Origin of the sequence: Chromohalobacter sp. HP20-39 (genome assembly GCF_033052815.1) — a bacterium.
In the GTDB taxonomy this organism is placed as follows: domain Bacteria; phylum Pseudomonadota; class Gammaproteobacteria; order Pseudomonadales; family Halomonadaceae; genus Chromohalobacter.
Map to the genome: position 1 here is coordinate 217,140 of NZ_JAWHTP010000005.1, position 13,088 is coordinate 230,227.

General features: G+C 59.8%; 10 protein-coding genes and 1 pseudogene. 3 read left to right on the top strand and 8 right to left on the bottom strand.

All coding sequences use genetic code 11. The features are described from left to right. Positions 1 to 27: 27 nt before the first annotated feature. Positions 28 to 801 (bottom strand): deoxyribose-phosphate aldolase, encoded by a 774-nt coding sequence (gene deoC, locus RVY79_RS12485; RefSeq protein WP_317464539.1) that lies wholly within the window; start codon positions 799 to 801, stop codon positions 28 to 30. Between the two features lie 240 nt (positions 802 to 1,041). On the opposite strand from deoC, the gene RVY79_RS12490 reads away from it, so the two are divergent. Next, complete coding sequence (locus RVY79_RS12490) at positions 1,042 to 1,827, top strand: DeoR/GlpR family DNA-binding transcription regulator (protein WP_317464541.1); 786 nt, start codon at positions 1,042 to 1,044, stop codon at positions 1,825 to 1,827. Between the two features lie 51 nt (positions 1,828 to 1,878). Here RVY79_RS12490 and RVY79_RS12495 read toward each other — a convergent pair whose 3' ends face one another. After that, positions 1,879 to 4,431 carry an EAL domain-containing protein gene (locus RVY79_RS12495; protein WP_317464543.1) on the bottom strand — a complete coding sequence of 851 codons (2,553 nt, stop codon included), beginning with the start codon at positions 4,429 to 4,431 and terminating at the stop codon, positions 1,879 to 1,881. A gap of 231 nt (positions 4,432 to 4,662) precedes the next feature. Between RVY79_RS12495 and RVY79_RS12500 the strand changes: the two are divergent. Then, positions 4,663 to 5,809 (top strand): annotated as a pseudogene (locus tag RVY79_RS12500) (IS3 family transposase). 103 nt (positions 5,810 to 5,912) lie between these two features. On the opposite strand, the gene RVY79_RS12505 reads toward RVY79_RS12500, so the two are convergent. The 3 genes from RVY79_RS12505 to RVY79_RS12515 form a co-directional block, all read right to left on the bottom strand. Beyond that, positions 5,913 to 6,806 (bottom strand): dihydrodipicolinate synthase family protein, encoded by an 894-nt coding sequence (locus RVY79_RS12505; protein WP_317464544.1) that lies wholly within the window; start codon positions 6,804 to 6,806, stop codon positions 5,913 to 5,915. A gap of 68 nt (positions 6,807 to 6,874) precedes the next feature. Next, entirely contained in the window at positions 6,875 to 7,495 is a 621-nt protein-coding gene (locus RVY79_RS12510; protein ID WP_317464546.1) for a LysE family translocator, read from the bottom strand. A 9-nt stretch (positions 7,496 to 7,504) separates the two neighbouring features. Then, positions 7,505 to 8,209, bottom strand: coding sequence for a B3/4 domain-containing protein (locus RVY79_RS12515; protein WP_317464548.1), 705 nt, complete (start codon positions 8,207 to 8,209; stop codon positions 7,505 to 7,507). 43 nt (positions 8,210 to 8,252) lie between these two features. On the opposite strand from RVY79_RS12515, the gene RVY79_RS12520 reads away from it, so the two are divergent. Further along, entirely contained in the window at positions 8,253 to 8,855 is a 603-nt protein-coding gene (locus tag RVY79_RS12520) for an XRE family transcriptional regulator (protein ID WP_317464549.1), read from the top strand. A 290-nt stretch (positions 8,856 to 9,145) separates the two neighbouring features. Here the strand turns inward: RVY79_RS12520 and RVY79_RS12525 are convergent, their stop codons facing one another. The 3 genes from RVY79_RS12525 to RVY79_RS12535 form a co-directional block, all read right to left on the bottom strand. Beyond that, positions 9,146 to 10,879 carry a hypothetical protein gene (locus RVY79_RS12525; RefSeq protein ID WP_317464551.1) on the bottom strand — a complete coding sequence of 578 codons (1,734 nt, stop codon included), beginning with the start codon at positions 10,877 to 10,879 and terminating at the stop codon, positions 9,146 to 9,148. Between the two features lie 218 nt (positions 10,880 to 11,097). Beyond that, positions 11,098 to 11,481 (bottom strand): tautomerase family protein, encoded by a 384-nt coding sequence (locus RVY79_RS12530; RefSeq protein ID WP_317464553.1) that lies wholly within the window; start codon positions 11,479 to 11,481, stop codon positions 11,098 to 11,100. 89 nt (positions 11,482 to 11,570) lie between these two features. Further along, on the bottom strand, positions 11,571 to 13,073 hold the full coding sequence (locus RVY79_RS12535) for a CoA-acylating methylmalonate-semialdehyde dehydrogenase (RefSeq protein ID WP_317464555.1): 1,503 nt from the start codon (positions 13,071 to 13,073) through the stop codon (positions 11,571 to 11,573). Between the last annotated feature and the right edge of the window lie 15 nt (positions 13,074 to 13,088).

Below are 13,088 nucleotides of genomic sequence, written 5' to 3' on the forward strand. Positions count from 1 at the left end.
TTGCGTATGGGAGTTGCCGGATAGCCCTCAGTAACCGCTTGGTGCGGCGTCGGTCTCGCCGATGTCCAGGGTAGCGAGCAGGGCATCGAGCAGCCCCGAGGCGCCGAAGCGGAAGTGCGCGGGGCTGATCCAGTCCTTGCCCATGATCCGCGCGGCCAGCTCGAGATAGGCCTTGGCGTCCTCGGTGGTGCGAATGCCGCCGGCGGCCTTGAAGCCGACGTCGCGGCCGCTGTCGCGAATCGTCTCGAGCATGATCTCGGCGGCCTCGAGGGTGGCGTTGACGGCGACCTTGCCGGTGGAGGTCTTGATGAAGTCGGCACCCGCAATGATCGCGATCTCTGCGGCCTGACGGATCAGGGCGGGGTCCTTGAGTTCGCCGCTCTCGAGGATGACCTTCAAGGTCGCGCCGCCGCAGGCTTCGCGGCAAGCCTCGACGAGCAAGCGGCCGACATCGGGCGCGCCATCGAGCAGAGACCGATAGGGAAAGACTACGTCGACTTCGTCGGCGCCCGCAGCCACGGCGAGGCGTGTCTCGCGCGCGGCGCGCTCGGCGTTGGGGGCGCCGTCGGGAAAGTTGGTCACCGTGGCGATGCGCACGCGATGGGTGAGGCCGAGGGCATCGAGTTCGCGCTGGGCGTCCTCGATGAAGGTCGGATACAGGCACAGCGCGGCAGGACGACCGGCGGGCGTGTCGGCACGACGGCATAAGGCCTGGATGCGGGCGCTGTCGTCATCGTCGTTGAGAGAGGTCAGATCCATCAGGCCGAGCGCCTGACGGGCGATGGACTTGAGATCGGTCATGGGCGTGAGTCCCCGAGTGGTGTGCAAGCGTCTGGCGCCGCTGGATGGTTAGATGAGTCGGTCGCGCGGGCGGTGAATGTGCCGCAAGACGCGCAAGAAGATGCTGGCATGGTAGTGTCCTTGTCTTTATTGTTGGGATGCTTTTGTTATTTTTTTAACAGAAATTTTGTGGCTAAGCTAACAAAATGTGCCGGAGTGGCGAGCGATGCTCGTCGACCGGCGTGTCGACGGAGATGTGACATGAATAGCCGCAGTGCGGCACGCCTTCAATGGCTACAGGACACCTTGCGTGCGGAGGGCATGCTGCCGATCGCCGAGGCCGCTCAGCGTTGCCAAGTCTCGGAGATGACGATACGTCGCGATATCGCCGCCAGCCAGGACACCATCGTCTCGCTCGGTGGGCGTTTGCTGCTGGCCGAGCATCCGCAAGTGTCCACCGGGTACGATTTCGCCGCCCAGCAGGACAGCTTTGCGCAGGCTAAGCAGCGTATGTGCGATGAGGCGGCGCGCATGGTCGAGGCCGATGACACGATCTTCGTGGATTGTGGCACGACGCTGATTCCACTGTTCGCCCAGCTCGATCCCGACATGCCACTGACGGTAGTGACGTACGCGCTCAACGTCGCCAATGCCATCGAGCAAATGGCGCTTCCTCACGTGCGTCTGGTTCTGCTCGGTGGGCTCTACTACCCCGTGTCGCAGTCTTTCGGGGGTGAGGAGCTGGTGACCGCGATCCGCCGGCTGGGCATCAACAAGGCATTCATATCCGCCGCCGGCGTGCATGCCGACAAGGGCGTGAGCTGCTTTCATTTCCACGAGGTGGTGCCCAAACAGGTGGCGCTCGAGACCGCTGTGCAGCGCATCCTGATCGCCGACGAAAGCAAGCTCGACCGGGTGCGCCCGGCGTTCTTCGCTGATCTCGAAGCCTTTGATGTGATGTTGACCAGCGGCGCGGCGGGCGAGGCCTTGCGTGACACCTTGATGGCGCGGCCGGGGCACGAGTGGCCGACGCTCAAGGTGGTGTGAGGGCGCGCGTTCTAGTCATACCGCCTCACCAAGGCCAGCTTGCGAGGCGGGTTACCCCGGTGGGCGGTTACTACGCCGTGCGTGGGGTGATGGGCCGTGCGTGGCGTGATAGGGCTGATCTGAATGTCGTGCGGGAAGCGGCGTGACAAGCGCCTCGAAAGCCTCGATGGGGCCTGGGCGCCCGTAGTAATAGCCTTGATAATGATGACAGCCTAGCCGCGCGAGGAAATCGCGCTGGGGGAGGGTTTCCACCCCTTCGGCCACGGTCTTGAGTTGCAGGCTGTCGGCCAGGGCGATGATGGTCTTGACGATGGCGGCGTCGTTGGCTTCGACGAGGACGTCGCGGACGAAGGAGATATCGATCTTCAAGGCATTGAACGGCAGGCGCTTGAGGTAGGCCAGCGACGAATAACCGGTGCCGAAGTCATCCAGGGAAAAGCTTACGCCATGACGTTTGAGCTGCATCATCTTCTCGATGACGCCCTCGACATTGGCGAGGAGTAGGCTTTCGGTCAGCTCCAGGGTCAGTCGTTCGGGCGGCGCCTGATGGTCGGCGAGCGTGGCAAGCACCTGGGCAACGAAATCGTGCTGCTGAAATTGGTGAACGCTGACGTTGATGGAGATCTGCAAGTGGGCCAGGGCCGGATCAGTTGCCCAACGGGCCAGTTGCTCGCATGCCCTTGCCAGTACCCATTGGCCCATGGGCACGATGAGTCCGGTTTCCTCGGCAAGGGGGATGAAAGCGCCCGGCGAGATCGTTCCTCGTTCAGGATGCTGCCAGCGGATCAATGCTTCGGCCCCGATGGTAGTGCCTTCGGCATCGACCTGGGGTTGATAGAGCAAGCGCATTTGATCGTCTTGAAGGGCCTTGCGCAGCTCGGTCTCCAGCCATACGCGATCCTTTAAGGCGGCTTCCAGCTCTGGGTGGAAAACGTGACTCGCGTTGCCACCGTCCTGCTTGGCCCGCGAGAGAGCCAAACTGGCGCGCTTGACTAGCTCATCCGCTGTTACGTCTTCGGCGTTGAACCAAACGCCGCCAAGGCTGTGCGTCGTGGTGTGCGAAAAGCCGTCGAGATCGTACACGCCGCTGGTGGCTTGTTGCACGGTGGTCATGTGGTGTTGCAATTCGGCAATGGCGGCGTCGCGATCGGATGGCAAGCCGGTCACCGCCAGTGCGAATTCGTTTCCGCCCAGGCGCGCTAGGTCGTGTTCGTGGTGCGCGAAACGCCTGAGGCGCCGCGCCACATGGCGAAGCAGCATATCGCCGGCGGCGTTACCCCGTGAGTCGTTGAGCGCTTTGAAGTTGTCGACGTCGAGCATGATCAGCGCACCGCTTTGTCCCCGCGTACGACACGTGGCTTGTACGGCGTCGAGGCGCGTATACAGGGTCTGGCGGTTGGGCAGGTCGGTCAGAGGGTCATGATGCGCGAGGCGGTGGATCTTGGCCTCCGCCTCGCGGTGCGCACTCAAGTCGTTGAGCGTGGCGACGTAATGGCGGGTAGTGCCCTGGCTGTACTCGACGCGGTTGACGCTGAGGCGCGCGGGAAACGCCTGGCCGTTCTTGCGCCGCGCCTTGATCTCACCTTGCCATTGTCCGCTGTCGATGATGTGGCGGCGGATATCGCGATGAACTTGGGCGTTTTCCTGGGAGTGCTCGAGCACTGACAGCGGCTTGCCCTGAATATCGGTGGAGGTGTAACCGGTCATGGCCGTGAAGGCCCGGTTGCTGAGCACGATCCGGCCTTGGGCATCGAATAGCAGGAAGGCGTCATTGATTGCGGCGATGACTTCCATCAACTGCTCACGCGACATCGTCGACTGACGGGCATGGCGCTGCAAGCTCCGGTCGATGGCGACACTCAGTGCGGCGACCAGCAATAGCAGTGTGACGGCACCGCTGACACTGACGGCGAGCCACGAGGCCGATGTTTCTATCATGTGATGGGGCGCGGGTGCTGGGAGATAATACGTGGCGGACATGGCGACGTAATGCATGCCGCTGATGGCCAGTGCGATGCAGGCAGCGACCCCAAATAGCCGGCGGTCGAGGTGTGTCAGGCGTTGATGGCGAACGCAGTAGCGGTGAGCCAGCATTGCCACCACACCGAGTACCAGCGCGACGCCGAGCGAGATGATGAACAGTGTGGCGTCGTAGCGCACGTCGACGGGCATGCGCATGGCCTCCATGCCCAAGTAGTGCATGGTGCCGATACCCGCACCCAACACCAGCCCACCCAGTACCGAGTAGCGCGGCGTTGCGATGGGTCGGGCCATGATGCGCATGGCGTAGCCGCTGCCGAGCACGGCGGGGAGTAGCGATAAGAATGTCATCCCCACATCGTATTTCATGGGCAGCGGCAGGCGCAGGGCCAGCATGCCGGTGAAATGCATGCTCCACACGCCCAGCCCCATCATGCCGGCGCCGGCGATCAACCAGACGCCGCGGCGTAGGCGGCTATCGGCTTCTTGCATGCGCTCACCGATCAACAAGCCGATGCTGGCGGCCAGCCATGCCACGCAACAGGAAAGGACGATCAGCCAAGGGTCCCAGTTTCCCTGAATGGCCTGAGGTACCGGGCCAGGCGTTATGAAATGGTGAGTCATGCGATCGGCGTATTCTCGTCGGGTGGTGTGTGGCGATGCCCGGCGCGTACTAGAGCATGAGAAGGGCGCGACGCCCTACGTCAGGATAACGTTATCGGCATGGCGGCGTCGCCACTTGAAGTTAGGAGGCGATGAGGATTCCAAAGGTTGGTATGTTCTTATGTTTGATCCGCCCTACTGATTCTGGACACCGCGTTAAGCGAGTACAATCCGCTTATGAGGTGATCCACGATGAGCAAGCAAACGTGCAACCGCTATTCCGATGAGTTCAAGGCCGAAGCGCTGAAACTCGCAGGAAGAACCAGCGTTGCCAACGCCGCCCGCGAACTGGGTATCCATGAATCGCAGATCTATGGCTGGCGTTCAGCAGCGAAGAAGAAAGCCAATGTCTCTGAGCGCGAGTCCGAGCTGGTTGCAGAAAACGCCCGCCTGAAGCGCCAAATGGTCGAGCTTGACGAGGAGCTGGCCATCTTAAAAAAGGCGGCGACCTACTTCGCCAAGAACCAAAAGTGAAGCGCTACAACTTCATACGTGAGCACAGTGGCCGGTTTTCCGTGACCCGGATGGCATCTGTGCTCGGGGTATCACGAAGTGGGTATTACACATGGCAGAAGACACGCTTGCAGTCCAGCCAACGGGAGCAGACTCGGAAAAGGCTTGATCGCCGCGTGAAAGAGGCGTTTGGCCAGGGCAAGCGGCGCGACGGGGCTCGTCGTATCCAAGCCACGCTGGCCGCTGACGGATATCGGTATGATGTCAAAACGGTGGGTGCCAGAATGCGGCGCCAGGCGCTGGTGCCCAAGGCCGCCCGCAAGTTTGTCGCCACCACAGGCAGCGACCATCACTTGCCTGTGGCACCCAACTTGTTGGAGCAGGACTTTGAAGCGACAGCCCCAAACTAGAAGTGGGCTGGCGACATCACGTACCTGATGAGCTCCGAAGGCTGGCTGTATCTGGCCGTCATCATTGACCTGTATTCGCGCTCTGTTATCGGCTGGTCCATGAACACCAGGATGACGACAGGTCTGGTCTGTGACGCGCTGGAGATGGCGCCGTGGCGACGCAACTTCCCCGCTGGCGTGATCTGCCACAGCGACCGGGGAAGCCAATACTGTTCCCATGCCTATCGGGATCGGCTGCGCACCCACCAGCTGCGTCAAAGCATGAGCCGTAAGGGCAATTGCTGGGATAATGCCTGCGTGGAAAGCTTCTTCCATTCAATGAAAATCGAGGCGATTCACTACGACCCATAATGAACCGGGAGCAGCTTCGCCAACAGGTGTTCGAATACATCGAAGTTGATTACAACCGCTGGCGACGTCACAGTGCTTGGGGCTATGTGAGCCCCATGGGCTACGAGCTCAAAACCAGTGCTTAACCGAGTGTCCGTTTTCAGCGGGGCAGATCAGCACTTCAACTAGGCTAAAAAACTGACTGGCTACCGTGCTATAGCTTTCGTACATAGAACTCCACACACGTTATCAGGTCAGCGATAGCTCATTCAGCAGCCTGGCAAGCTTCTCTCGATCTTCTCTCTCCAAATTTTTGAGTGGTAGCGGTAGGCAGCGAGACGCGGCCAGCCCCATAAGCTCCGCTGCCGTGGCCACCACACGGAGGCTGCCGCCATGTTGGCTGAACAACGCCCATAGCGGGGTCAATTTTTCGGAAAGGCGCAAAGCTTCCTGGGTATCGCCGGCCTGTGAGGCACGGGTGATGGCTAGTGCTGTTTGTGGAAACAGGCCGCCAATCACCGAATACCAGGCCTCACATCCGGCATTCATACCGGTGGCCGCCAAGGGATCACCACTGACCCCGATCGTGACGTGAGGTGGGATGAGGGCTCGCAGACGCTCGACACGCACCCTGGCGGCATCGGGCGCTGCCGGAACGCCTGGAATCTTGATGGAGCCAACGTTGGGAAGTTGAGCGATACGCCCATGCAGTTCGTCACTGAATACGAAATGGGTGGTGCCAGGGTTGTCGTAGACACACAGCGGTACTGACAGTTTGCGTGTCACGGTTTCATACAGTCCGAAGACTTCATCCTCGGATAATTTCTGATACGACATCGGTGCCAGTAGCACAGCACTCGCTCCCGCCGCCTGCGCATCCTCGGCCAGGGCCAGCACCTCTCGGGTGCTCAAGGCGCTGATGCCAATGATCACTGGGACATCGCCGGCATGATTCACCGCGAGCTGCGCGATGCGTGCCCGTTCCTCCCGGGTGAGGTAGGCGTAATTCCCTGTCGACCCCAGCGCGCCGATGGAGTCGACGCCAGCGTCGACCAAGCGCTCCACCAACCCGATGAAGGCTGATTCGTCGATGACGCCGCTCTTCATCGGGGTCAGGGGAAATGCACTCAAGCCAGAAAACATAGTTCGATTTTCCTCAGCGAAAAAAATGAAAAGTAATATCAGGGTGGAACGCTCACGTGCGCTCTCGATTACGCCTCGCGGTTGGCGATCGCCACCAGCACGCCCAATGTCATCATAGTGGTCCCTGATAGCCTGCACAGCAGGCGCTCCTTGGCTGCTTTGGCCACCCCCGTACTAACGATTCGACTCGCAGCGAAAACGGCAATCAGATCCACCGTACTGTTCAACAGGACGCAGATACTTCCAAGCAAAATAAACTGAGGGGCCATGGCCTGCTGAACCGAGACAAACTGGGGAATAAAAGCCAGAAAAAACATGGCAGTCTTCACGTTCAGTGTCTCGACAATGATTCCATCCCTCAGTGCCTTGGCGGGACCGGCTCGCTTGATGGCAGGGGACCCTGACGCCTCTGGCCTGGATAAGATTGTCTTGATGCCGAGATAAACCAGATAAGCTGCCCCGAGATACTTCAAGACCGTGAAAGCCATCGCCGACTGAGCAATTAGTACGGACAGGCCCAGGGCGGCGGCCAGAACATGCACCATGCCGCCCAAGGTTAATCCTACCGTCGTAGTGATCCCTTCCGCAGTGCCACCAGCGACGGTGCGTGCCACCACATAAGCGACACCGGGACCGGGAATAATGGCCAGCAGAGTGGCTGCCAACAGAAAGCTGAACGTAGGAAGCATGACCTGCTCCTAAAGTGTGTTGTCGGGGTCTACACCAATCAGCCGAGTGTCGATAACAGCTCCCGGCATCATATGGTGTAGCCCTTGAGTGAGACGCTCGCCGGCCTCGTGGAGCGCATCCAGTGGCATAGCAGGCAAACTTTCCAGGATGAACCACATCCGGGGCGCATCGGTACTCAGTCGTGTTCTGATGCCTTGTCGCCAATTCCAGCGTCGACAAGTCACGCCGATCTCGTCCCGCCACACGACCTCGCCTCTGTTGGGAGACTCATGAGCCACCGCGCCATCCTTCATGGTGTCGAAAGATTCTGTTCCCTCGGCGATCACTAGCCTGGGTTCTCCGACATAGACTGCTACATTTTCACCACCGACCGGCACGGCGTACTCGATGCTGATGGCATTGTACAGATCGACGATGGGGTCAATGCTCGGCAGGCTGCCGTCGCGCAATACCCGCTTGCGTAGAGCGTCAGAGGAACAGGGGGTTCGCTGCGGTTTGGCGCCGAAAGCACGGAACACCTCGGCCCATGCCGATGAGTGCGCCTCACCCCAGGCAACATCTCCGTCGGATATCGACCGGCAGGCGCGTGAGAGGGTCTCAGAAGCGATGCCCGTGTCGACGATCGTCGATGCCTCCACACTGATGCTAAGCGCACGAAACCCGGGTGCGATGCGGGTTATCCCTGAATCGATTGACGGCTTAACGGAATTCATTGGAAACTCCTTGAGTGACCATTTTATCTTATGCTAGTGACCTATGACCAATAAAGTCAATATAATGACCGCCCCGGGTGCGGATGCGCAATTTATCAGCCAGGCCGTTGCCACCAAGCTAAAAGCGTATAGAAAAGATCAGAAGCTTTCCCTCGACGAGTTGTCCCGCCGGGCTGGCGTCAGCAAGGGGATGCTGGTTGAGATGGAGAAGGGGATCGCCAATCCCAGCATCGCCATCCTATGCAAAGTAGCGGCAGCGCTCGGTGTATCAGTCGCGGATGTCGTGAATGTCGCCAGCCCTCCGGCGGTGCATCTTATCGAGGGCAAAGATATTCCGACGCTGTGGACAGGTCCCGAGGGAGGCACCGCCCGACTGCTTGCAGGGACAAGTGGCCCTAATATGATCGAGATGTGGCGTTGGGAGATGAGGCCAGGGGAAATATTTAAGGCGCTCAGCCATCCGAATGGAACCTATGAGTTGCTTCATGTGGAGCAAGGCAAGTTGAGGATAGAAGTCGGTGAAACCGAGCTGGTCGTCCCCGCGGGCTCATCAACAGTGGCCAGGACGGACGTACCCCATCTTTATGCTAATGATGGCGAATCCAGACTTATATTTACGATGACCGTTGTCGAGCTACATCAATAGTTGCCGGTATTTTTAGTATTTGAGCATTACATTTTTCTATGGCGAAAGATCCCGGGCAATCAGCTACTTAGGGCTCCAGGCCTAGTTAGATGCATAGCTATAGGCACCAACCATTTTATCCGGAGATCACTTTGGCTCGCAATCTAAAATCAACCAGTTACCCCGGAGGTCCATAAATATATTAGTTTTATCATCAATGGTGTGGGAGCCGCATAGTATATAAGGTAGTGCAAGACACCGCCGCCTATCGAGAACGATAGGCGGCGTAAAGAGGTCGAGGGATAAGAAGTTCAATCGGCGCGACTAACTAAAGATGAGGTGGCGCGACCGGTCCGGGAGCGGGGCTTGCGACGGCTTTTCATCCACACGGTGGCGGCAATGAAGTAGAGCAGCGTCGGGATGATTATTAGGTGCTGGAAGATATCCAGATGTTCCACGGGACTATCGGTGATCGCACCCCAGCCGGCGATGCCCAGAATGGCAATCAGACAGACCACGGCGATGGCATACCAAGGGTTGCGGCGATTGACCGGCTGGTAACCTGTAGGCGGTGCCTCCTTGGAATCATGCTTGAGTACCGGGCCATAAGCGGCTTCGTAAGGCTCCCGGGCATCATTGCCTTCGGCGGCCCCAGCGAGATGGCACAACAGCGGATAGCCTAGGAAACTGACCAGCCACACGGGAATGAACAGGGCGAACAGGTGGATGGCGTGAAGTGACAACAGCATGATCCCCACCACTACACCGAGTCCCCACGAAGCAAAGGCAGGCAGGTTGGTGGCGAGTCCGTGTTGCTCACGCCAGAAGGGACGAATACCCAAACGCGGCAGGAGGAAATGCTCAGCAGCTATGATGGCACCGACTGGGGCGATCAGCATGATGAAATACGACAGGACGTTCAGCCATTGGGTAAACACGAACGGGAAACAGGCAATCACGGTCGTAGCGGCTCCCGTAGCGACGGTGACTTGTACACGCGAAAAGCGGTCGAACACGGCCTGAAAGGCCAAGCCTGCGCGATACAGGCTGGGAATGGACGTCGTCCAACCAGCCACGACGACGGCGATCAGGCCCATGGCGCCAAGGATGCGGAACGCCACGCCGCCCGGGTCCATCTCGATGAGTGAGGATTTTGCCAGCAGGGCGGCGGTGGCCCCCATCAGGCCAGCACAGATCCAGGCCATGAAATGACCGATGTACATGCCGGCGGCGGAGAAATAGCCATAGCTGGACTTGCGCGCGAAGCGCAGGATGCTCATGTCGCTCATGCCCAGGTGCATGGGCAGGTTGGCGCCCCAGGCCCAGGCGGCAATGACCCACACTGAAATCCCTGCGGAGCCGTCAGGTGTGGTGCCGGTCCATACGAAGGTGTCGAGGACGCCATTGAGTGAGGTGATTCCGTCGAGTTGGCCGGTGTGCAGCAGCACGGGCACAGTGACGATACCGCTGGCCAGGAACATGGTAGCCATCCACGGTGAGCAGACCGTAGAGAAGTTGGCGATCAGCTTGAAACCCTTGATCGTCAACCACACGGTGATGGCCCCGACGAACAGCGCCAGCATTACGAAGCTGACACTCTGGGGATACCAGGCAGTTTGGGGGGGGATGTCGGTCATGACGCGGAAGGCCGAGGCCGATACGGTGACCATGGCGCCGGAGACCACCGCGAAGATCAGACCGTTGAGCAGGTTATAGGCGGTCGAGAAGTGCTTGCCGGCCAGTCGCTCCAGATACCAATAGATGGTCATGCGCGAGCGAGTGGCGATCGGACTACAGACCCAGGCCCAGGACAGCACGGCGAGCAGATTGCCAAGCAGCAGGCCCCAGATTAGGTCGCTGGTACTGACACCCAGAGCGACCAGTGAGGCGCCGATAACGAACTCCGTGCCGGCTACATGCTCACCGGCATAGGCGCCGAGGAAGTAGGTACCGCTGAGTTGTTTGTCGGCTGGAATACGCTGGCGCTCATACTCGCCGCTTTCAGCGGGCTCGGTAACTTTCCTTGTGTTTGAAGTCGAAGTCATTGTTTTTTCCTCCCAGGGCCGTTGGGCATGGACCACGATGGGGATGATGTCGTGAAAGGGCGTCTCTTGAATCTATATGCCGGGAAAGGAACATTCAAACTATTTGTTCTATACTTTGGTATTAATGGAATTTTTATTCCAATCCAGGCAGTCCTGCCCGAACGTGGATAGACCGGTCTCGGCGGGACTGGGAAGGAAAAGCGCGGAAGGATGAGGTGTTAGCTGGCTTGCTGTTGGGCGACGAGGAACTGCGCTTCGCCGTGTCCGAACGACCAGTCGGCATCAGCATTTTCGGTGATGACGATCATCACGCTGTCGGGGGCGATGTCGGCACGCTTGACTAGATCATCGACGACCCGCCGATAAAAGGCCTGTTTGGCATGACTGGTGCGACCGGCACGCATGGTCAGTTGCAACACGATGGCATCCCGGTTGCGATCCTGCAGTTCGATCTGCTCTGCCGGTAGTGTCTGAATCAACTGGTAGCGATCGTCCGGCGGAAAGTCCAGCGTCTCGATCACTGCCGCATTGACGATATCGGCAACTTTCTTGCGCCATAGAGCCGGGCGGTGGTCGGGAACGGAAATGGTCACGAGTGGCATGAGGCATTCTCCTGGATAAAAGCGCTGCATAAATCGCCGGGCGGAGCAGGGCGACAACGCGACCTGCCCGCGCATTTAGACTGTGTTCTTTAGTGGGTGGGCATCGTGAAGTGGTTGGTTTCTTCCCGAATGCCGCTCGGCCAACGCTGGGTGATGGTCTTCATGCGGGTGTTGAAGCGCACCCCATCGGGGCCATGCATGTGCAGCGGGCCGAACAACGAACGCTTCCAGCCGCCGAAGCTATGGAATGCCATGGGTACTGGGATCGGCACGTTGACACCGACCATGCCTACTTGGATCTGCTCGCAATACTGGCGCGCCGCGTCGCCGTCGCGGGTGAAGATTGCCGTGCCGTTACCGAACTCATGGGCGTTGATCATGGACACGGCTTCGTCGAAGCTTGTGGCACGAGCGATGGCCAGCACCGGCCCGAAGATCTCCTCGGAATGGATACGCATGCCCGGCTTGACGTGATCGAACAGCGTGCCGCCGACGAAGAAACCGTTACCGGCGTTATCGAGGGTAGTCTCGCGGCCGTCGACGACCAGTTCCGCGCCTTCCGCGACGCCGGTGTCGATGTAGCTCTTGACCTTCTCCAGATGTTCCCTAGTGACCAGCGGGCCCATGTCGTGCTCGGGGCCGTCGGCCAGGCCGGGGCCGACGCTGAGCGTACCCAGCCGCTCGATGAGCTTCTCGCGCAGACGTTCGGCGGTCTCCTCGCCGACCGGAACTGCCACCGAGATCGCCATGCAGCGCTCGCCGGCGCTGCCGTAGGCGGCGCCCATCAGGGCGTTGACGGCCTGGTCGAGGTCGGCGTCGGGCATGATCACCATGTGATTCTTGGCGCCGCCCAGTGCCTGAACGCGCTTGCCGTGGGCCGATCCGGTGGCGTAGATATACTCGGCGATCGGCGTGGAGCCGACGAAGCTCACCGCCTGGACGCGCTCATCGGTGAGCAGCACGTCGACGGCTTCCTTGTCGCCATTGACCACGTTGAAGACACCGTCGGGCAGGCCCGCCTCGCTCAGCAGCTCGGCCAGGCGAAGCGGTGTCGACGGATCCTTCTCGGAGGGTTTCATGACGAAGGTGTTGCCGCAGGCCAGGGCGATGGGGAACATCCACATCGGCACCATCGCCGGGAAGTTGAACGGCGAGATGCCGGCGCATACGCCCAACGGCTGCATCATCGAGTAACTGTCCACGCCGGTACCGACGTTCATGGAGTGTTCGCCCTTCTGCAGATGCGGGATGCCGCAGGCGAACTCGACGACTTCGAGGCCGCGGGTCACCTCGCCCTTGGCATCCGAGAACACCTTGCCGTGCTCACGGGAAATCAGTCGTGCCAGCTCGTCGGCGTGTTCCTCGACCAATGCCTTGAACTTGAACAGAATGCGCGAGCGCTTGAGGGCAGACATCTTCGACCATGTGGCAAATGCCTGCTCGGCGCTGGCAATGGCCACGCGGGTTTCGTCAGCCGAGGCCAGCGCGACTTGTGCGTTCTGCTCGCCGGTCGCGGGATTATAGACCGGAGCGAAGCGCTCGCTATGGCCAAGCACGGTCGTACCGTTGAGGTAGTGATGGATATGATTCATGAGAGAGCCCTCTAA